This is a genomic window from Nocardia sp. CC201C (genome assembly GCF_030010695.1).
Taxonomy (GTDB): domain Bacteria; phylum Actinomycetota; class Actinomycetes; order Mycobacteriales; family Mycobacteriaceae; genus Nocardia; species Nocardia otitidiscaviarum.
Genome location: NZ_JASCXP010000087.1, coordinates 1 through 20,925, shown reverse-complemented (window position 1 = coordinate 20,925; position 20,925 = coordinate 1). Strand labels below are relative to the sequence as shown.

General features: G+C 66.3%; 14 protein-coding genes. 7 read left to right on the top strand and 7 right to left on the bottom strand.

Translation table 11 applies throughout. The annotated features are described in order from the left end of the window. Together QK444_RS12180 and QK444_RS12175 are read right to left on the bottom strand one after the other, a co-directional pair. Positions 1-1,206, bottom strand: a 1,206-nt coding sequence (locus QK444_RS12180; protein WP_282779805.1) for an alanine--tRNA ligase-related protein, incomplete at its 3' end; no start/stop codon positions are given. A 280-nt stretch (positions 1,207-1,486) separates the two neighbouring features. Continuing rightward, the gene (locus QK444_RS12175; RefSeq protein ID WP_282779803.1) at positions 1,487-1,669 is read right to left on the bottom strand and encodes a hypothetical protein; all 183 of its coding nucleotides are present in this window, start codon (positions 1,667-1,669) and stop codon (positions 1,487-1,489) included. A gap of 275 nt (positions 1,670-1,944) precedes the next feature. On the opposite strand from QK444_RS12175, the gene QK444_RS12170 reads away from it, so the two are divergent. The 4 genes from QK444_RS12170 to QK444_RS12155 all read left to right on the top strand — a co-directional run bounded on the left by QK444_RS12170 (position 1,945) and on the right by QK444_RS12155 (position 8,802). Then, a complete protein-coding gene (locus QK444_RS12170) occupies positions 1,945-2,484 on the top strand; it encodes a hypothetical protein (RefSeq protein ID WP_282779802.1) in 540 nt (179 codons plus the stop codon). A gap of 160 nt (positions 2,485-2,644) precedes the next feature. Further along, on the top strand, positions 2,645-2,956 hold the full coding sequence (locus tag QK444_RS12165) for a hypothetical protein (protein WP_282779800.1): 312 nt from the start codon (positions 2,645-2,647) through the stop codon (positions 2,954-2,956). Between the two features lie 488 nt (positions 2,957-3,444). Beyond that, positions 3,445-8,088 (top strand): hypothetical protein, encoded by a 4,644-nt coding sequence (locus QK444_RS12160; protein WP_282779798.1) that lies wholly within the window; start codon positions 3,445-3,447, stop codon positions 8,086-8,088. Between the two features lie 183 nt (positions 8,089-8,271). Next, a complete protein-coding gene (locus QK444_RS12155; protein WP_282779796.1) occupies positions 8,272-8,802 on the top strand; it encodes a hypothetical protein in 531 nt (176 codons plus the stop codon). Positions 8,803-9,351: 549 nt separating this feature from the next. On the opposite strand, the gene QK444_RS12150 is transcribed toward QK444_RS12155, so the two are convergent. From QK444_RS12150 to QK444_RS12140, 3 genes are all read right to left on the bottom strand, one after another. Beyond that, positions 9,352-10,059 (bottom strand): histidine phosphatase family protein, encoded by a 708-nt coding sequence (locus QK444_RS12150; RefSeq protein WP_282779794.1) that lies wholly within the window; start codon positions 10,057-10,059, stop codon positions 9,352-9,354. A 253-nt stretch (positions 10,060-10,312) separates the two neighbouring features. Then, positions 10,313-11,071: a DeoR/GlpR family DNA-binding transcription regulator gene (locus QK444_RS12145; protein WP_282779792.1), complete on the bottom strand. Its 759-nt coding sequence runs from the start codon at positions 11,069-11,071 to the stop codon at positions 10,313-10,315. Between the two features lie 23 nt (positions 11,072-11,094). Further along, complete coding sequence (locus tag QK444_RS12140; RefSeq protein ID WP_282779790.1) at positions 11,095-13,077, bottom strand: PTS mannitol transporter subunit IICBA; 1,983 nt, start codon at positions 13,075-13,077, stop codon at positions 11,095-11,097. A gap of 198 nt (positions 13,078-13,275) precedes the next feature. On the opposite strand from QK444_RS12140, the gene QK444_RS12135 reads away from it, so the two are divergent. Together QK444_RS12135 and QK444_RS12130 are read left to right on the top strand one after the other, a co-directional pair. Then, positions 13,276-14,334, top strand: coding sequence for a zinc-dependent dehydrogenase (locus QK444_RS12135; protein ID WP_282779788.1), 1,059 nt, complete (start codon positions 13,276-13,278; stop codon positions 14,332-14,334). Positions 14,335-14,434: 100 nt separating this feature from the next. Further along, a complete protein-coding gene (locus tag QK444_RS12130) occupies positions 14,435-15,646 on the top strand; it encodes a cytochrome P450 (protein WP_282779786.1) in 1,212 nt (403 codons plus the stop codon). Positions 15,647-15,683: 37 nt separating this feature from the next. Here the strand turns inward: QK444_RS12130 and QK444_RS12125 are convergent, their stop codons facing one another. Then, entirely contained in the window at positions 15,684-16,883 is a 1,200-nt protein-coding gene (locus tag QK444_RS12125; protein ID WP_282779784.1) for a styrene monooxygenase/indole monooxygenase family protein, read from the bottom strand. Between the two features lie 120 nt (positions 16,884-17,003). Between QK444_RS12125 and QK444_RS12120 the strand changes: the two genes are divergently transcribed. Further along, positions 17,004-19,526, top strand: a complete 2,523-nt coding sequence (locus QK444_RS12120; RefSeq protein WP_282779783.1) for an AAA family ATPase — start codon at positions 17,004-17,006, stop codon at positions 19,524-19,526. A 247-nt stretch (positions 19,527-19,773) separates the two neighbouring features. Here QK444_RS12120 and QK444_RS12115 read toward each other — a convergent pair. Further along, positions 19,774-20,925 (bottom strand): aldehyde dehydrogenase family protein (locus QK444_RS12115; protein WP_282779781.1); only part of this gene is annotated, 1,152 nt, incomplete at its 5' end.

Here is a 20,925-nt window from a genome sequence, read left to right as displayed (position 1 = left end):
ATAGGTGTCGTGCAGGGTGAACGCGTCGCGGCCCGCGATGACGGTGGAGCCGGTCGCACGCAGCTTCGCCGCGGTCGCGTCGAAGATCGTCGTTCCGGACTTCAGGGTCTGGGAGAAGGACGTCTCCTCGGCCACGGCGACCCGTTGGATACGGTCACGTTCTTTCAGCACGTCAGGATAGACAGGGCTCATCACCTCGATCGTGCGGTCCACGAGATCGTGCACGACGGGGTCGTTGGCACCGAGCAGGCGCATCGAGCGCACCGCACGCCGCAGGATCCGCCGCAGGACATAGCCGCGCCCGTCGTTGGACGGCGCGACGCCGTCGCTGATAAGCATCGTGCTGGTCAGAAGGTGATCGGCCACCACACGCAGCGCGATGTCGGTCTTCCGGTCGGCACCGTATCGCGCGCTAGTCACGCTCGCCGCGAGATCCACGATGCGGCGCGTGGTGTCGATGTCGAAGATCGTGTCCACGCCTTGGAGCAGCATGGCGATTCGCTCGAGCCCTAGCCCTGTATCGATGTTGCGCTGCGGCAGGTCGCCGATGATCGGGTAGCCGTCCTTCGCCGGGCCTTCTCCTCGAATGTTCTGCATGAACACGAGGTTCCAGATCTCCAGGTACCGTTCGTCGTTGGCCGCTGGGCCGCCGTCGCGCCCGAACTCGGGGCCACGGTCGTAGCAGATTTCCGAGGCCGGTCCGCACGGTCCGGGTACGCCCATGGACCAGAAGTTTTCCGACATCCCCAGCCGCTGGATCCGCTCGGCGGGTACGCCGATGCGGTGCCGCCAGATGTCTTCGGCTTCGTCGTCATCGAGGTAGACCGTCACCCAGAGCTTGTCCTCGGGGAGTCCCAGACCGCCGTCACCGACGGGGCGGGTGAGGAATTCCCATGCGAACTCGATCGCTTCGGCCTTGAAGTAGTCGCCGAAGGAGAAGTTGCCGAACATCTGGAAGAATGATCCGTGTCGACTCGTCTTGCCGACTTCCTCGATATCGACTGTGCGGACGCACTTCTGCAGGCTGGTCGCTCTGCGGAACGGAGTCGGCGCCTCGCCTAGGAAGTACGGTTTGAACGGTGCCATGCCCGCGTTGATCAGCAGCAGCGTCGGATCGGCTGCGATCAGCGATGCGGAGGGGACCACGGTGTGGCCTCGCTGCTCGAAGAATCGAAGCGCACGATCACTGATCTCGGCGGATTTCATCGCTGCCTTTCCCATGCGTCGGGGTGTTCGCCGCTGATCGGCCTGGCGGCGGAACTGATGGTGTTCAGGTGCAATTCACCACCGACGACCGGTTATGTCCAGCCATTATCCGGCTGGGTGATGGGCCGCAGCGCGTACAGACTCCCTCCGGTGCTGCAGCGACAGCCCAAACTGTGTGTACGCGAATCCTGCAGCAGGTGGGCGAGTTCGGGCAGCAGGTCCTCACCGGTTACGCGCGGTGCTCGGATGGCTACCACTGGTGCTCGCAGCTCCCGCTCCGTTATGACAGGTGGAGCCGGAACAACAGCTGGCACAGCGGATTTTCGCACCATCGCGCGGCGCCGACGTGATGATCGTCGTGGTGCCTGAGCAGCGCGTCGATGATAGTCGCCAGGTTGCTCCGCAGCATGTTCCGCTCCGACAGCAGATGATGCCACTGCTGCTGATCGATGTCCCAACTCATCGTCTACCTCCCGCGAGCCCGTCCCACAATATGAGATACAGGCAGCTCTCCCGATCGCTCCCTATTGACGGAGCGAGTGAGCGCCTTCTGGCGCCACGTACCTATTCTGACCTGCTGTTTTGAGTGCTATTCAAAGAAAGTCGATCGGCTGAGAGTGCGAGTCACCGGTAGTTAACGAGTAGTCAACCGATAGTCAAAGACAGATATTGAATGGTGGATGGCAGAGAAAGAGAGTCATAGATAGTCTTAGGTTGTCCGACGAAGAGGAGACCGCTATGCCGGCGCGTCTGGCCAAGCCGACCGACGTACCCGAGAAGCACGCCCCGTTGATCGAGATGCTGTGGCGGTTCTACATCGCCGCGGGCGAACCCTCGATGAGGAAGATCGCCGACGCAGTTCAGGAGCTCGACGAGGATCAGCGGAAGAGCACCGCTAACCATGAGACCGTCCGCAAGACACTGAGGGCCATAAATCTGCCGCAACAGGAGACCGTGGAGCTGATCTTCCTGGCGCTGTGCCACCTCGCCGACGTGGACCCGGACGACATCGAGCCCAGCGAAGACGACAACTCCGGCTACAACGGCTGGGACCAGGAGCCGTCCAGGTCCCACCGTGAAGAACTCGTGCGTAACTACCTCCTGGCCAGACACGGTTCGGTGCCCACGCTGCCTCGGACGCGCGAGGTGAAGGCCCGGCAGGAAGCCGAGTGGGGAGCCCGTCAGAGCAGCCGTGGGTCATTTGGGTCGCTGAGGTCCGAGGCCGACCCCTGGGGCAGCGTGGCGAAGTCGAGCCCTGATGACGAACCACCGTTCTAAAGACCCGGATGCCCAGGTATCGCCAAGGATCGAATCTGCGATCTCAGCGTTCGTGGAAGTCTTCTCGCCAGTCCCAGTCGATTTCAGTGGGCTGTGAAGATCCTCGGTGAGTGAGGTCGGGGGTCTCGTACACCGACGCGTGGGGGCTCAGGATGGTCGGATGCCGTTGATCCTCGATCGCCTTACCCAGCAAGGAGTTCGCCTCGTTGCTGAGCCGGTCCAGCTGCTCGCGCTGTCCGGGGTCGGTGACCGCGGCACGCTGGGCGTCGAGATATTCGAGGTTCTCATGCAGTTGTTGCAGGGCTTTTGCCTCGGCCCCACCGCGCTGGCGGTTCAGCTCGGTGATGATCTGCTGGTCCCGGCGTCGAACTCGTCGAGCTTGGCCTGCCGTACCGTGGTCGCCCAGCCCACTTGGCCCGGACTTCCGGTCAGCTCGGGCCAGCCTGCCGCCCGAGCCTTGGCCGCGTTGTGAGCGTTGATGGCGTCGTAGTCACCCATCGAACGATGGTGCGCCGGGCCCTAATCACGAAATCCGGCGGAGCTTCCGAACGGATTCCAGAGGACCGGTAGCGGGTTTCGGCTAGAAAACCGGATGGATTCTGCTGGGCTGTCGGATGCCGGACGGCCCGCCACCACCCGCCAGCCGGGAACGGACCGGGCGTTCTGACGTAAACCCAAGGCTGGTCGCGTGTCCATGAGTTATCGGCTCCGCCGAGGAGAACGAGCTGAAGCGGAGACACGCCGTCGTTCCGCTCCCAGGAAGATCGCCGCAACGGCGGGGTGACCCGAGCACCTCACCGGCCAGCAGGCCGACCCGCGCGCCCGGCCCGCCGAACCATGACCGACGGTGACAGTGATACGCCCGCAAGCACGCAGCTGCGGGCGATTCGTGATCTCGTCGGGCAGCAGAAGCGCTAACGTGAAATCCCACGCGGTACAGCTCGGTGAAGGGAAGACAGCGTGGTCGTCGAGTGGGATCGATGGGTGCGGTTGTTGTCCGGACAGCCCGACTGTGACCGAGCCTTCGTGCTCGATTCCAACGGGTTTCTGAATCTGGAGCAATCATGCGCAGTCGCGCAGTTGCTCACGCCTGCCGAAGCGGCGCAACGTGGACCGTTCGTGCTTCTCGGTGGCCCGGGAATCGGGAAGACGACCACACTGGAGCGTCTGGTACGAGACCGTGGCGTCGGCCCCCATGGTCCGGGCTTCCCCGGAACGGTGTGGACGTCCGGGCCCGATCTGGACGGTGCGGGAGCATTCACAACCGTCATTGGACAGCACTTTTCAGCGCTACCTGAGCTATCTGCTGCCGCAGCAACCGACGGACCGACAATGGCTCCTCTTACTGTTGTTATCGATCAGCTCGACGAGCATCCCAACTTGGAGGGATTCGTACGCCAGCTGCGAGCGGCGCTGAACGGCAAAGACACCCGTAGCCTCCACCTACTGATCGCGTGCCGTGCCGCAGAATATCCGGAGTCGCTTACAGCCCTCCTCAAGCAGTCCTTCGGCTCCTGCACTGTCGCGGAGCTTGCACCTTTGACCTGGGATCAAGCTGCCGACATTGTCGCTGAACACGTTCCAGATCCCGACGAGTTCCTCGAAGCGATCATCCGCAGCGGCAGCGGCTCGCTGGCTTCCTCGCCGTTGACCCTCGGGATGCTCACCGGCAGCGGCGTGCTGAGCGACGGTGGCGGGTGGCCTGCGCTACGCATCTTTCGCCACAAGGTCCGCGTACTGCTCGACAGCAGCCGCGAGCCCGCCCATCAGTTGCGCGAGTCGAGTCTTGAGGAACGGTTTGCCATTGCTTCGCGGATAGCTGCTTACCTTCTGTTGTCAGGACGACGCACCCTGTGGATCCGCCGTGGCGCGTGGAGTCACGGTGAAGTAATCACTCCTGGCCTGCTTGCCTCTGGCCGTGAAGCGGCGGGCCTCGGCGACTTCGAAGTGACGCCAATCAAGATCGACGACACCCTTGCCACACAGATGTTCGCCGCCGGCGCGGAAAGCACCGAGTTCATCCATTCGTCGGTGGCGGCATTCCTCGCCGCGAAATATCTCGTCGATCGATTTCGGTCATCCCCATCCGATCTCGCCGAACGACAGCTGTCAGGGGTGTTCCTGGTTAGTGCGCCTGACGAGCCGACGGCGCGGATACCTGAGCACCTTCGCGAGACCGCAGCGTGGATGCTCGGGCTGGCCCCGCATCGGTCGAAGTGGCTCGCCACCGCGGATCCGCACTCTCTCGCGGCGTATTGGCCGTGGATCCCTGATCATGAGGTCCGGTCGATTCTGGTGGAGGGCCTGCTGGACCGCGCTGAGCGGATCGAACTCAGTGGTGGCGCGGAGTGGCCGCCCGTGCGATGGGATCTGACCAATCCTGGTCTAGCGCAACGCTTATCGCAGATCATCGGACATGCGGCGGCTGCCACCGAGTACACGTGGAACGACCTGGCGCGTATTCGTCTGGCCATACGGCTAGCACATGATGCGCGAGTCCCAGGTGCGGTCGATGCGCTACTGGAGTTGGCTCAGGCGCAGGTATGGCCGGTAGCGGTACGTCAGCGCGCAGCAAAGGGCGCAATGAACTGTTCGCCAAGCGCGGCAATACCTCGTCTTCAGGAGCTCTTGCGGCGGCTTGTTGTCACAGACGAGCCAGTCGAGGTTGCAGAAGGCACCCCGGACTTCGACGACCTATCTGGCGATAGTGAACTGGTCGGGACGCTGCTGTCGCTTCTGTGGCCGGAGCATCTGGACTTCGAGGACGCAGTCGTCCACATCCGGCCTAGGCGTCATCGCTTAGGCGTTGGTGTCTATCTTCTCGAAGCTCCCCGGTTCGCGAGCAATGTCCGTGACGACGACCTCGATCGACTTATCGCGTATGCCACCAGTGCAATTCGTGGTTTTCTCCCAGACTCCGATGCATCGCATCAGGCTGCCACCACCGATACAGCACCTGTCGCCACGGCCGAGTTCCTCGACATTAGCGACGAGTACGAGCGGGGTTTGCAAGGCTTCCTCGCTCCGATCTGCGAGCGAGTCATGAGCTCGCGCAGAGCATACGAATTGCTTCCAGCCACTGCACGATTGATCGCGCCTCTACTGCGGGCATCCATCGCAATCCCACTGCCTATCCAACTCGAACTTGCCGACCCCGCTGGGAACGAGCTGACGGACACCAAGAAGTTGCGTCGAATGCTTGCACACGAGCTGCTGGTCAATCTGACCGCAGCCGACAAGCCATTGGACCGCTACACCGTGTACCTGGTTGTGTCGCAATGGCGGCACCAGAGCCGGTTCGGTCTGAATGCGGTCCCGCTGCCCCCTGATACACAACAGAACGACCGTCAGCGGCTGCTCGACGACGGCGACACCGCATGGTGCCTGAGTCAGATCGACATGGCCCAAACCGAGGGCAATGTCCTTCTGACGCAAGCCTATTCGCTCATGGCATCGATCATCGCCGACCCGCTCAATCCCCACACGTTCGATCTACTGGAACACCGCCCGAACTCACCCGAGCGGGAACACTTCCGCTGGGTGTTCGACGGCATGCCGATCAACGACCCTCTCGCCCAGGCGATGCGACGCAACGCCGGCAGACGGGCCTCTTCATTCGGCAGTGACGGCTTCGCGGCTACCCAACAGAAGCGTCTCGAGGACGCGATGAACGGTGCCAGTGAAGCGTTCTGGGTCCTGGTGCACGATCTGTGGGCAAATCCGGTCAACGGCCGATTTGAGAACGCGAGATCCACCGATATTCTCGCCAGCCCTGGAGTGTCGCTGTGGTCAGCTGGGGATTTCTCGAAAAGGTTCCGCAGCGCCGCCGGGCGCTATCTCGACTCCGAGCACGACCACCGTCAAACATGGCTAGGCACCGAGAAATTCGATCATCGGGCCGCGGCAGGACTGACCGCTCTCGCGTTCATTCGTCGCACCGAGGGAATGGCCGGTCTGCGATCGCTCCCTACGACGGTCTGGGCGTCATGGATCGCGGCAATTCTGTGCGGCAGCCCCGGGCTGGCCGACGAAGAGACGCAGCTGATCACTGACCTCTTGGTTCTTGTCACCGAGTTCGGGCTGGGGTCGCTGGGCGACACGATCGACCAATGGGCCCGCGTATCGGTGGGCAATGGCATAGCGCCCTGGCACCTTGAGTGGGTCGTTCCGCTACTGCCCCGAGCTATTCACCCTCGAATGATTACGTTGGCAATCGAGTTGTCCGCTACGGCGATCTCGCGAACCGCGGCGCCTTCTACGTCTGCATCCAGTGGCGGATGTTCGGACCGTGATCGGGTCGGGGAGGACGGGAACAACCTCATCCCGGAGGCATCCGGCCGAGCCGACATCGCACGCAGAATCTGGTCTGCGCTGCTCGAACCAGCGTTGAAACTCGGCGACCAACAAGCCGTGGACCACGTTGAGGCGATCTTTTCTGCGTCACAACCGCCTACGGCCGGGGAATCGTTGGAGATGGCGACTGCAGCAGCGGTGCTGCTGCTCACGACCGACGCCGAAGGACGCTGGCCGGTGGTTGCGGCGGCGATGACCGAATCGACAGACTTCGCGCGCCACCTGGCCTACGCGTGTACCGCACATAAGGTCTCCACTGCCCTCACCGAAAAATTATCCGACACAGGGATTGTCGAGTGCTACCGATGGCTTGCGCAGATTCATCCACCCGAGACCGAAGTCGTCTCCGCCGGAGTATCCAACGTTACGCCGGCACAGGAGATACACAGCCTGCGACGCGCAATAATCGCCGCCGCGACGCGGCGCGGCACGCCGGATGTCGTGCGTGAGCTGCGGAATCTGCTGAAGGACAACCCGGACTCGCTCGAGTTGCGATCCGCGCTCGTCAACGCACGCACGTTGGCACAGGCGAAGGCGGCAGTTCACCTGTCCACCAGAAACATTCGAGACCTCTTGGCCGATCCTCGTCGGCGGGCTGTGAACTCCGACGCGCAGCTTGCCACCGTCGTGGCGGAGACGCTCGCGGAGATCGAGAGCGACATCCACACCCACGGCTACCTGCTATGGGACTGCGAACGAGACCCCGACGAAAACCAGCCCAACTACCGATTCCGACCCAAGCCCGAAGGTTCTTTCGCTGCCTACATCGCCCACCAGCTCAAACTGCGACTGGCCGAGCGGTCAGTGGTCATCAACAGAGAAGTCGTCATCCAGCCGACCAACCCGAGAGACGCAGGGCAACGTCCTGACATCCTCGTCAGTGCTGTTCCTGCGCAGCCCACACTCGACACCGCAGTCATCACAGTCCCCATCGAAATCAAGGGCTCATGGCATAAGGGCCTTCTCACCGCGCAGGAAGGTCAACTTCTCCCGTACCTGCCCATGGCCAAATCCGTTGCGGGCATCTACCTGGCGGCCTGGTTCCCGCTCCAACAGTGGACAGCCCTTCGAGATGAAGAGAAAAAGGGCAAAGCGAGCAGGCACCGCTCAGCTGAGCACCTCCTGAAGGTGCTGCAAGAGCAGGCAAGTCAGATCAACCACGACACGGGTATGCACGTAACGGCCTACGTCTTCACGGTTTCGACAACCGAGCCCAGCGAAATCCTCTATCCACCATCGGAACTTTCATGACGACTCCGATCACCGTGGACGGACCGACCCAGCCGACCGCCCTACGTATGCATCCGAAGCATGCGCGCGTTTCAGTCAGTGGTGGTCCCGTTCGTCAGCGGTGGGATGAGTAGAGCAGTAGTTGCCGACACGCGAGCTGTGGGATCCGATGGGTGCAGCTGCAACGCGTCTACGGTGAGCGGCATGGTCAGCGGACTCGACATGGCGGCGTTGGTGCCGCCGGGGCACCACCACGACCGGGGTGGTTTGGTGGCGCTATTGGCCGAAGCTGCTCGTCGCTTCGACGGCGTCCCTCACCAGACGCCGCTGCCGGTGATGTGGCTGGGTCGCTGCTATCACGGGTTCGCGGCGGTCGGTCTGGCCAGCATGGTGGTGTACGAGCAGTACATGCCGGTCCCCTCCGAATGTCGGTCCGTGGCCGAAGCCTGCAGGGTAGCTTGCGACGAGCTCGGTGTATTTCTCGGCGAGACGCTCGCCGAGAAATTCGCTCTCGACGAGGGCTCGACCGAACGGGCGTACGGCGACCCGATGATGGCCTGGGATGGCCCGGACCTGTCCGGTTGTGTGGGACAGATGCGGCGCCTGGCGCTGGGAATGCGGGAGATCTGCGAGCTCCTTGCCGCTGACACGAGCGTGCTGCCCGACCAACGCAAGGTGGCCGCGCGAGCTGCGGCGATGGCGAACCATGTCTGGATGCAGTACGAGGTGGGGTGACAGGTCTCGTAGCGGTGAACGCCGTTGTGCGCCTTCATTGACGGTGTCGACCCTCGTGGTCGGCGGACATGACCCACCACGCCTCTGGAATACCGGGTTTCTGGGCGTGCAGGGGGCGTATCGCGGCTAACGCTGTGATACCGGTGGGCGGTTCCCGGCTGCCCCATACGGCACGGGACGGCGACGTCGAAGAAGGTGTTTCTAACTGCCAATGCGCGGCGCTGCCCGTCCCTCCAACCGTGAAATCCCTGGTCAGGCTGGGACGGTTTGGCATCAAATTTGGCATCACGACGGGGTGGAACTCATCGGACAGGATGGGATCGGGTGGATACCGTGGACGATTGGTAGTCCGCTGACCTGCACAGATAGGACGTGACGGTATGCGGTGACACGTGCGGGACTGTTTCCCGTTGGCTCATAACCCAGAGGTCGCAGGTTCAAATCCTGTCCCCGCTACTACAGAAGGCGGTCCTGACCAATTAGGTTTCAGGACCGCCTTCGGCTTTTCACGATGCTTGGCAGTGGCAGCATGCCGAGCGGAAGAATACGTCAGCCGAGGTCCGGGTGGCCGACCCACTCGACAATTGTCCAGCCCTTCTGCGGGCTGCCCTCGAGAACGACACGGCCGCCGTTGTGGATCGGATCGGTGCCGAGTTTGCCCTTGTCGGCGTTGTCGGCGTTCAGCATCGACCAGAACATGATGGTGCCGCCGTGTGAGAAGATCACCGGGTTGGCGCAGTTGCGGCGCTGCACGTCGAGCAGTGCCTGATCGACGCGGCTGTCGAACTCGTTGCCGTCGATGGAACCTGGAATCCGTGCGTCAAGGTCGCCGGAGAGCCACTTGATCGGCGCCTGTAGATACCCGGACAGCGCCTCGGACTCCGGGGTGCCCTCGTAATCGCCCGCCTCGATCTCCCGGAAACCGGGCCGAATATCGAGACTCAGGTCATGCTCGGCGATGGTCGGTGCCGCAGTCTGCTCGGTACGCACCATAGTGGACGCGAACGCACAGTCGAAGTTCTCATCGGCCAACTGGATGGCCAGGTTGTCTGCCTGCGTCCGGCCGCGCGGAGTCAGGTCGGGTCCGGGCACCTTGGTGTCGATCAGCCCGGAGGCATTGCCGACGGACTCGGTATGCCGCACCAGGGTGATGACCATGTCGCCGGAGCCGCTGCCCGAGCTGCTGCCGGAGCTCCCGAGGTCGATATCGGCGGACGCGACGCCGATGCTGGCGATCGCGGCCGCGACCGCGGTCACGGCCGCCGCAACGGAGGTTCGAAGAGAACGGATGCGCATGGGTGGGAATGCCTTTCATCGTGGCGAACGCCACTTCAGGTATCCCGGAGAACCGGGATCTGGGGTGTCGCGTCTCACACAAGCAGCTGTGCGTACGGACCAACTACGAGGTATCCCATTCATCGGGATCTTTCGCCCACCGGACCGTACGTGGGCGAAACCACCGGTAGCGCACACCGCAAACGCGACGTCCAGACCTTCCTCCGACTCCCGCTCAGGCCCGTACCACCGTCGGCCCGAGTGCCTCGAACCGCTGCGCCTGCGCCGGATCCAATTCCGCCCCGGTGACGATCGCCTCGAGATCACCGATCTCGGCGAACCGGCAGAAGCTGGTCATGCCGAATTTTCCGTCCGCCGCGACCAGGATGCGGCGGGCGCAGCGGCGGACCGCCAACCCCTTGACCGCCGCGACGGCCGGATCGGGGGTGGTGAGGCCGTGGTCGAGGGAGATGCCGTTGGTGCCGAGGTAGGCGAGGTCGATGGTGAGTTCGTCGAGCATGCGCAGGGCCCAGTGGTCGACGGTGGCGAGGGTGCGGCCACGCATGCGGCCGCCGAGGAGCAGGACGGTGACGGTGTCGCTGTCGGCGAGGGCTTCGGCGGCCAGCAGGGAGGCGGTGACCACGGTCAGTTCCCGGTCGGCGAGCTTCTCGGCGATCAGGCGCGGAGTGAATCCTTCGTCTATGTAGACGGTTTCGGCGCCGTGCAGCAGGTCGGCCGCGGCGGCGGCGATGCGGTGCTTCTGCGCCAGATCCACCCGGCTGCGGTACTCGAGGCTGGATTCGAAGGCCGCGCTCTCCAGCGGGATCGCCCCGCCGTGTACCCGCTTGACCAGGCGGCGGTCCGCGAGCAGCCGCAGGTCCCGGCGGATGGTCTCGGCCGCCACCCCCAGTTCGGTGGCGAGGCCGAGTACGTCCACCCGGCCGCGCGTCCGGGCGAACTCCAAGATCTGCGACTGCCGCGAATCCGAATCCACGAGCAACATTCTGCTGTATGGCCTCAGCTGTGGCGGGGACCGAGGACCGCCCGAATCTCCGCCGCCGTGTTCGCGTCGCGCAACCGAGCCACCTGATCGGTGTCCGCGAAGACCTGGGCGATCCGGGAGAGCAGTGCCAGATGGTCGTCTCCGGTTCCGGCGATGCCGATGACGAATTCGACCGGATTCCCGTTCCAGTCAACGGGTTCGCGGTAACGCACCACCGACAGCCCGGTGCGGCGGATGTCGTCCTTGGCCGCATTGGTGCCGTGCGGAATGGCGAGCCCGTTGCCCATGAACGTGGAGACCGAATCTTCGCGTTCATGCATGGCCGCGACATAGGACTCCGCGACCGCCCCGGCGGCGACCAGCAGCCCGCCCGCCTCGTCGATGGCCCCGGCACGGGTGGCGGCGGTACCGGAGAGCACGATCGACTCGTCCGGGAGCAGCTCGCCCGATTCCGTGGATTCGGCTGGTACATCGCCGCCGTCGGCCCGGGCGACCAGCGCGACGATCTCGTCGTACTCGGGACTGTTCATGAAGTCGTCGACCGACACATGGAGGGCGGAGGGCGTCCGTTCGCGCGCTCGGTCGGTCAGATCCCGGTGGGTGACCACGAGGTCGTACTCGTCGCTCAGGTTCGCGATCGCCCGATTGACGACGGTGACCTCCGTGTATCCCGCGTCGCGAATCCGCTTGCGCAGCACCGAGGCTCCCATGGCCGAGGAGCCCATCCCGGCGTCGCAGGCGAAGACGATGGTCGAGATCTGCTCCGGGGCGGTCAGGGTGGCCGTCGAACCGGTGCCCATCGAGTTCAATGCGGCGGCGGCCACCGACCGCTTGCCCTTCAGCGCCTCCATGGCGGCGGTGGCCTCGCCCAGATCGGGTTCGTCGACCGCTCGATCGGTCCGCAACAGCACGGCCGCGACCAGGAAGCTGACCGTCGCCGCGCCGACCACCGACAGCGTCACGCCCAGATAGCTGTCATTGGCCGTCTGCGCGAAGACCGCGATGATCGAACCGGGTGCGGCCGGAGCACGCAGGCCGGAATCGAACAGCACATTGATCATGACGCCGGTCATGCCGCCGGCGATCATGGCCGCGATCAGCTTCGGCTTCATCAGCACGAACGGGAAGTAGATCTCGTGAATGCCGCCGAGGAAGTGGATGATCGCCGCCCCCGGCGCGGAACTGCGGGCCACTCCCCTGCCGAACACCATGAACGCCACCAGCAGTCCCAGACCCGGCCCCGGGTTGGCCTCCAGCAGGAACAGGATCGACTTGCCGTCCTCGCTGGCCTGATTGGTGCCCAGCGGCGTCAGGATGCCGTGGTTGATCGCGTTGTTGAGGAACAGCACCTTGGCCGGTTCGATGAAGATCGATGTCAGCGGCAGCAGGCTGTGCTCGACCAGGAAGTCCACCACATTGCTGGCCAACCGGCTGAATCCGGAGACCAGCGGGCCGATGCCGAAGAAGCCCACGACCGCCATGGCGGCACCGGCGATACCGGCCGAGAAATTGTCCACCAACATCTCGAAGCCGGGTCGAATCCGACCGTCCCACAGGGCATCCAGCTTCTTGATCAGCAGGGCGCCGAGCGGGCCCATGATCATCGCGCCGAGGAACATGGGCACATCCGCACCGGCGATCACGCCCATGGTGGCGATAGCGCCCACGACAGCGCCGCGGGTGTCGTAGACGATGCGGCCGCCGGTGGCGCCGATCAGGATCGGCAGCAGGTAGGTGATGGTCGGCCCGACGATGCCGCCACCGTCGTATTCACCCCAGCCGCCGATGTGGGCGACCCAGCTGCTCGCATCCACGTCACCGGCGAGGGAGGTGATCCAGCCCTTCTCGATGAACAGGGCGGTGAGCAGGCCCCAGGCGATGAAGGCGCCGATATTGGGCATGACCATGCTGGACAGGAACGTGCCGACGCGCTGCACGTGGACGCGGGTGCCGCCGCGGACTTCCGCCGGGGCCGCATGCGGTGGGGATACAGACATTGTGACTTCCTCTGAGCAGTAGATCAGACATGTGACGCCAGCCACATCCCTAGCAGTAGTAGACCGCAGAAGCGGGCAGGATGACAAGAGATCGGGCACAAATGGGCACAGAATTGTGTGGATTTGTGCCCGAATGGCCGTTACGGTGGATTGGAGCGATCGGCTCACGGCCCGAAACGGCGGAAGGAACACGAATCCATGAAGGCCCTGCGCTACTACGCACCCGAGGACCTCCGGCTGGAGGACATCGCGGAACCCGAGTGCGGTCCGGACCAGATCAAACTCCGGGTGCGCAACTGCTCGACCTGCGGCACCGATGTCAAGATCCGCCGCAGCGGGCACCAGAACCTCACGCCCCCGAGGACTCTCGGCCACGAGATCGCGGGCGAGGTCGTCGAGGTCGGCGCGGCGGTGAACGACCTGTACGGCGCCGACTGGCGAGTCGGCGACCGGGCGCAGGTGATCGCCGCCGTGCCGTGCGGGAAATGCCACGAGTGCGCCAGGGGCTGGATGGCGGTGTGCCAGAACCAGACCTCGGTCGGCTACCAGTACGACGGCGGTTTCGCCGAATATATGATCGTGCCGAGTCAGGTGCTGCGCGTCGACGGCCTGAATCGGATCCCCGACACGGTCGACTACGACGAAGCCTCCGCGGCCGAACCGCTCGCCTGCGCCATCAACGCGCAGGAACTGCTCGGCATCGAGGCGGGCGATACGGTCGTCGTCTTCGGCGCAGGGCCGATCGGGTGTATGCACATTCGCATCGCGCGCGGCGTATACCGTTGCGGCCCGGTCTATCTCATCGACGTGAACGCCGAACGCCTGGAGCTGTCGGCGAACGCGGTGCGACCCGACGAGGTCATCGATGCCTCGTCGACCGATGCGGTCGCCCGCGTACTGGAACTGACCGGCGGCCGCGGCGCGGACGTGATCATTACCGCCACCGCCGCCAACATCACCCAGGAGCAGGCCATCGCCATGGCCGCCCGCAACGGCCGCATCTCCTTCTTCGGCGGCCTGCCCAAGACCAACCCGACCATCACCTGCGACTCCAATGTCGTGCACTACCGCCAGCTGCACATCCACGGCGCCAACGGTTCCGCACCCGAACACAACCGCCGCGCCCTCGATTACATCGCCACCGGTCAGGTCCCGGTGCGTGATCTCATCACCGACCGCATCCCGCTCGACCGGGTGCTCGACGCCTTCTCGACCGTGGAGAGCGGCACGGCCATCAAGGTGACCGTCCAACCCTGATCCGGCGGCGCGGGCTACCGATGCCCGCGACCTACCTATTCGGCGACCCTGTTGCGGACGCCGGAGAGCGAATCTCCGCACGACCATGGGGGTTTCGCTGGTGACCACACACCACGCGGTGGGAAGCGCCACCGAACCGTTTCCGCTGTACTCCGCGGCGTTCGCCGCCGATCCGAAGACCGCCTACAGCGAACTGCGGCGGCGCTACGGAGATATCGCGCCGGTGGAGTTGGCGCCCGGCATCCCGGCTTCGCTGGTGCTGGGCTACCGCACCGCTGTGGCGATCCTGCACGACCCGCAACGCTTTCCGGCCGATCCGCGGACGTGGCAGCGCGGGGTGCCCGCCGACTGCCCGGTGCTGCCGGTGCTGGAATGGCGGCCGATGGCGCTGCGCAACGACGGGGTGGCGCACACCCGCTACCGGCAGGCGAGTGTGGACGGGATCGGCGCTGTCGACCTGTACGACCTCGACGCCACGGTGGAGCGGATCGCGGTGCCGCTGATCACCGACTTCTGCGCCACCGGTGCCGCCGAACTGATCGGCCAGTACGCCGCGCCGCTGGCGTTCGGGGTGATGAACGCCCTGCTGGGGTGTCCGCCGGAGATCGGTCACCGGGTCGGGGAGGCCACCGTTCTGCTGTTCGACGGCACCGACGCCGAACGCGGCAACGTCATGCTCTCCGAGGCGGTGCGGGATCTCATCGTCACCAAGCGGGAACGGCCGGGCGACGACATCACCTCCCGGCTGGTGCGCCATCCCGCCGGATTCGACGATGTGGAACTGCTACACCAGGTCGCCATCCTGTACGGAGCGGGCATCGAGCCGTTGCAGAATCTGATCAGCAACGCGCTGCTGTTGATCCTGTCCGATCAGCGCTTCGCCGGTGATGTGCTCGGCGGCAGCCTCTCCACCCGCGACGCGCTCGACGAGGTGCTGTTCACCGACCCGCCGATGGCGAACTTCTGTGTCACCTATCCGCGTCAGCCCATGCTGGTCGGTGCTACCTGGCTGCCCGCGCATCAGCCGGTGGTGATCAGCATGGCCGCCTGTAACAACGATCCGGAGGTGGTCGCCGACGGTGGTCGGGTCGGCAACCGCTCGCATCTGGCGTGGGGCGCCGGTCCGCATGCCTGTCCGGCCCAGCCCGCCGCCTACCTCATCGCACAGAACGCCGTCGACCAGTTGCTCGACGCCCTGCCCGATATGCGTCCCGCGGTGCCGGTGGCCGAACTGGAGTGGCGGCCCGGACCGTTCCACCGGGCGTTGGCGGCGCTGCCGGTGGTGTTCCCGGCGACGCCGCCGTGGCGGTGAATCGGTGGTGGCGCTGAGGATCCGGACGGCGTGCGGATCAGGACGGTGTGCCCGCGAGCAGGTCCGATCCCGCGGGGTGCACGAAGGTCTCGGCGAAGGCGTCGGCGATGGTGCTGTCCCGGCTCGCGGCCAGCATGAGCCGTCCGAGCGATTCGGGCGGGTCCAGCAGGGTGAGCGTCCAGCGTGCGGCCGGATACGCGATATCGGTGAGCCAGGGTCCCGCCGTGGCCGCCATCCAGTTCCGGTCGAACGGGCCCCGCGGGTTGTCGATGATCGCTCGCGCGTAGTGCGTGCCACAGTGGACGGCGTTGTTGGCGCCCTGCGCGCCACCGGGATCCATCCGGCACACCACATCGGCCCCGCCCAGGATCGGTCGTCCGGACGGGAGCGCCCCGACCGGCTCCCGCATCACCGGTGTCACGCCACCGACCAGGGTGGCCCCGGCATCGGTCAGTTCGCCGCCGCGGAAACGATCGGAAATACCCGGCGGCAGGTGGCTGTCGAGCAGCTCCCGGGCCTGCCGCCACCGCTCGGTGGCCGTGCCCCGAGCATCCACGATATCCAGCGGACGTCCGGGAATGGCCGCGAAAAGCAGTGTTTCGCAGCGCCTTTCCTGGCCAGGAGGGCCGGTGAGCGCGGGTGCGGAAACCAGTTCGCCGAGTCCCGGGAGTGCCGCATAGGTCCCGAGGCCGTCCGGATCGGGCGTGACGCCGTCGAGGTAGAAGGCGCTCATACGCCGCGCCGGTTCGGTCGGCAGTGCCCACCTCGGGTCGTCGGCGAAGCAGGCCGCCAGTTCCCCGGACGCCCGGGTGACCACGGTCAGATCGTATCCCGCTGCGCGGCTGTCGATCTCGGCCACCGATGGAGATCCGATGGCCACCTCACCACCCGCGGCGACGAAGTCGGTGAGCCACCGGGCATGCGCCGTCCGCTGGTCGACGCTCTGCGCTGGCCGGCTGAACCGTCCCGACCACTGATCCACCACGCTGCCCTCCACCACCATGGTGAACCGGATGCCGAGCACCTCCGGTGCGAGGGTGCGCCAATGACCGAGTCCCGCAGTCGATTCCAGATCGAGCGTGCGCGGAAACTTCAACTGGGTGCTGGTCACCGACCCGGACAGCACCGCCTCCGCGTCGCGATCGGTGACCAGGGTTACCGGTATGCCGCCGTCGAGCAGACGCCGAGCGAGGGGTAGTCCACACTCACCGGCCCCCAGTACCTGCACGCGTGTCACGTCGACTCCTTTCGGTTCATGTCTGGTGCACATCGTCGGCCGATAGGTAGCCGCCCGACATCGGTAGCCGGATGCGCGATCGTCACACGTATCGGTAGCGGGCTGGGTAGGCTCCACGTCGTGTCGGTGCCTCCCCTACAGGACGTGGAAACGTCGGCGGCTGCATACGATTTCATCGGCCGCGACGACGAGTTGGACCGGATCGTGACGGCCCTGCTGAGCCCGGCCCGGCTGGTCACCCTGGTCGGCGCGGGCGGTATCGGCAAGACCCGGCTGGCGGTCGAGGTGACCCGGCGACTGCGCAAGGCCCGCCGCGCCCCCGTGTACTGGGTGCGATTGAGCCGTCTGGCGAAGGATGCCGCGCCGACTGCCGTGGCGGACGAAGTAGTGCGGTCGGTGGTCGACGGTGACTTCTCGGGCCGCTCGGCATGGCGGGCGCTGGTCGAGACCTTGGGCGCGGGGCAACGCGCCCGCGGACCCGCGCCGGTGCTGGTGCTCGACAACTGCGAGCATCTGCTCGCGGGGGCGGGGGACGTCATCTGCCGCCTGCTCGCCGAGGTGCCGGGGCTGACGGTGCTGGCCACCAGCCGGGAAACCATCGGCTGGATCGACGAACAGCGGATCGTCATCCCGCCCTTGACGCACGCTCACGCTGTGGAGCTGTTCCGGCGGCGCGCCGCGCTGACCGGCCGCCCCATCACCGACGAGCATGCCGACCTGGTGGCCTCGATCTGCGGTCAGGTGCACAACCATCCGCTCTACATTCAGCTGGCCGCGGCGCGCCTGCGCTATCAGCCGTTGCCGCTCATCCTGCGCGATCTCGGTGGCGCGGAGGCCGACCGGCGATTGGACTGGTCCGGCGGCCCGCGCCTGGGCCTGGACGAGCGGCACCGCGGCATCCGTGATGTGATCGCGTGGTCGTTCGAGCTGTGCGAGCCGAAGGAGCAGCTGCTCTTCGAGCGGATGTCGGTCTTCGCCGCCGGATACGACGTGCACCCCGATGACGCGGACGGCCGGTCGGCACCCGATACCGGCGCGGAACTGTCGGCGATCACGGCGGTGTGCGCCGACGACGAGCCGGACGGCCTGCCCGCACGCGAGATCGAGTCGCTGCTGGAGCGCCTGGTGGACCGATCGCTGGTGTTGATTCATCTCGACGCCGACATCCCGCGCTATTCGCTGCTGGAAAGCTGCCGGGTGTTCGCACAGCAGCGGTTGGCCGCACGGGACGCCACGGCGTGGGCGCGGCTCACCGACCGCCACCTGCGCCACTATCGCGACAGGGCCACCGCCGCCCGCACCGAGTGGGCCGACGGGCCGGAGGCGGAACTGCTGACCTGGGCGCGGGCCGCCTGGGACAATCTGTTGTGCGCCATCGACCGCAGCCAGGCCGGAGCCGACGGCACCGCCGGACTGGAGATCGCCATCGGTCTCATCGCCTTGCGAGTTCCGTTCCTGCGCGGCTCGTTGCGGGAATCACGCCGGTTGGCCGAACAGAGCTTGGCGACCGTGCTGGCGGCGGGAGCCGCGCCGGTGCGGACACGGGTATCGGCGCGGGCGCTGATCGGCTGGGTCGCGCTGTGTCAGGGCCTGGCCGACGAGGCCGAGCGCATGCTGGACGAGTGCGTAGCCGAACTCGAGCCCGATCCGGAGCTGGTGGCCCGTTGGCGACGGCAACCGACCGTCGACGCGGGATTCCCGGCAGCCGTCGACTACCTGTGGGGCAGCGTGCTTCTGCTCGACGGCTCCGAGGTGTGCGCGCTTCCGGTGCTGGCACGGGCACGGGCCAAGTTCACCGCCGAGGGCGATCGCGGCGGGGCGATCATGGCCGAGCTGTTCGAAGCGCTGGCCGCGGGCTTCCACGGAACCGCCGAGGAGGCGCTCGATATCACCGCCCGGCATCTGGCCGGGATCGGCGACGACGGGCCGCGGTGGTCGAAATCCTGGGCCGAACTGGCTCGCTCGATCGCCCTCACCGCGCACGGCGACGCCGAGGAGGCCGCCGCGCTGATCCACGCGGCGCTGAGCTGGCAGCTGGGTATGCGCGATCGCTGGGGCGTGCTGTGGGCGGTGCACATGCGGTGCTGGACCCTGGCGCGCATGATCACCGACGGTACCGGCGGCGGGCGGGCGGTTCGGGAACGGGCCCGGGAGATCGGCTGGCTCGGCGGCGGCGCCGCGGCGCTGCGGCGCGAGATGGGCGTCGATCTGGCCAATCTGCGTCCCTTCGCCACGGCCACCGAGCACGCCTTGGCGGTTGCCCGCAAGACGCTGGGCGACCGTGAATTCGAGGCGTTCCTGCGGGAGGGTGAACTGCTCAGCCCGGCCACGAACGAGGTCGCCCGGCTGGCACTGGGCACCTGGTCACCGCAGCGCATCCCAACCGACCATCCGGTCCGTCGGCATCGACCTGCCCCGTGGCAGCAACTGTCCGCCGCCGAACGCGAGGTGGCGGTGCTGGCTGCCGCCGGATGGACCAACGCCGCCATAGCCACCCGCCGAGGCAGTTCCTCGCGTACCGTGGACGCGCAGGTCGCCGCCGTCCTGCACAAACTCATGATCCGGTCCCGCGCCGAGATCCTGCCCCTGCTGCCCGACACCGAACGGGCGCGTGCCGACCGTGAGGCGGCAGCGCCACGATGACCGGTCGTGCCGGTCACTCCCCCGCGCTCACGACACAGCGGAACGCTCACGACACAGCGGAACCGAGGTGGCAGGCGGAGGCGTTCCCGGTCTGCCCGTGCCGGGCCGCCGGGACGGTGTCGAAAGTAGTAGCGAATCACGGAGGCCCAGTGCGATACAGCCTTCGAATTCCCCTCGTCACCGATCCCACCTCCGGAACGGGCCGGCTGTCCTCCGGGGCTACTGGCCCGGCCGCGGTTCCCGGTCGTCACCCGTTGGGGATGAGGTCGGATCTGATCACGCCCTTGGTGCGCATGAGGAAGTCGCCGAGAAAGCCGTCGTGCGGGACGCCCGGCCGCAACCAGGTGGTGGGATGGTCGCCGAGGTAGACGTTGGTGATGGTCGGTTCGTCCAGGAGTGCGTCGATGAGGTCGCGGCGTCGCGTCATGGCGGTGAGGACCAGGGAATCGCGCAGCGGCGCGACGCCGTCGGCCGGTGACCACGGACCCACCCAGACGCAGGGGAAGGCCAACTCGATGCCGAGTTGTGGTGCGCCACTGTCGGATACGAGGTGGACGGCGGGGCGCAGGACCGCCGTGCCCGGGGCGATCTCATCCACGATGGAGTCACCGCCGAGCAGCGGCACGGCATCGCCCGCCACCCGGTGCAGGTAGTCGTCCATCGCCCGCGCCGATGCGGTGGACTGCACGGTCAGGGTCGCGTCGGGATGGTCGGCGGGCAGGCTGGGAACGGCGGCGAGTTCCGTGGCCAGCGCCCGCGCCAGCGGCTCCGGATCGCCCTCCACCAGGACGGCGGTGGCGCAGGTGCAGGCGGTGCCGCCCAGATGGCTGACCGATTCGGCGATCGTCCCGAGGTGGTCGCGCCATGCCACGTCGGCGGTCACCAGGACCTTGGACCGGCCCGGCCCCTGGGTGAACACGTGGGGGCTGCCGCCGTATTTGTCCACCACATCCTGGCCGCCGTAGACGATCGCGAAGTCCGCCGCCTCGACCAGCGCGTCCGCGGCCGCGTAATCGGTGGGCAGCAGGGCGACCGACTCCGGTGGGAAGCCCGCCGTGCGCAGCGCGCTCACCAGACGGAACGCGGTGTACGGCTCCCGGGTGGACGGCCGCACCGCCACCTTGTAGCCGAGCGCCACCGCCTCCGGCCACAACCCGTGCACGGCGGGCGTATTTCCCGCCGCGTGCACCGCGAACACATCACCCTTGCGGGTCCAGACCCCGGAGCCGCCGAGGGTGCGCTGATCGTGCCAGTCGGCGACCGCGCCCCGCGGCATGGCGTATTCGAGGGTGGCGCGCTGTTCGCGCAGCACCTCGGCCACCCACCGCACCGACTGCCGGACCACCGCCAGCGGCACACCGGAGGCAGCGCAGACCAGGCGCTCGTACTCCCCGGGGTC

Excerpts from the sequence above, each read along its gene's own strand:
- QK444_RS12175 (WP_282779803.1), bottom strand. The coding sequence starts at position 1,669 with ATGAGTTGGGACATCGATCAGCAGCAGTGGCATCATCTGCTGTCGGAG.
- QK444_RS12170 (WP_282779802.1), top strand. The coding sequence starts at position 1,945 with ATGCCGGCGCGTCTGGCCAAGCCGACCGACGTACCCGAGAAGCACGCC.
- QK444_RS12165 (WP_282779800.1), top strand. The coding sequence starts at position 2,645 with ATGCCGTTGATCCTCGATCGCCTTACCCAGCAAGGAGTTCGCCTCGTT.
- QK444_RS12155 (WP_282779796.1), top strand. The coding sequence starts at position 8,272 with ATGGTCAGCGGACTCGACATGGCGGCGTTGGTGCCGCCGGGGCACCAC.
- QK444_RS12140 (WP_282779790.1), bottom strand. The coding sequence starts at position 13,077 with ATGTCTGTATCCCCACCGCATGCGGCCCCGGCGGAAGTCCGCGGCGGC.
- QK444_RS12135 (WP_282779788.1), top strand. The coding sequence starts at position 13,276 with ATGAAGGCCCTGCGCTACTACGCACCCGAGGACCTCCGGCTGGAGGAC.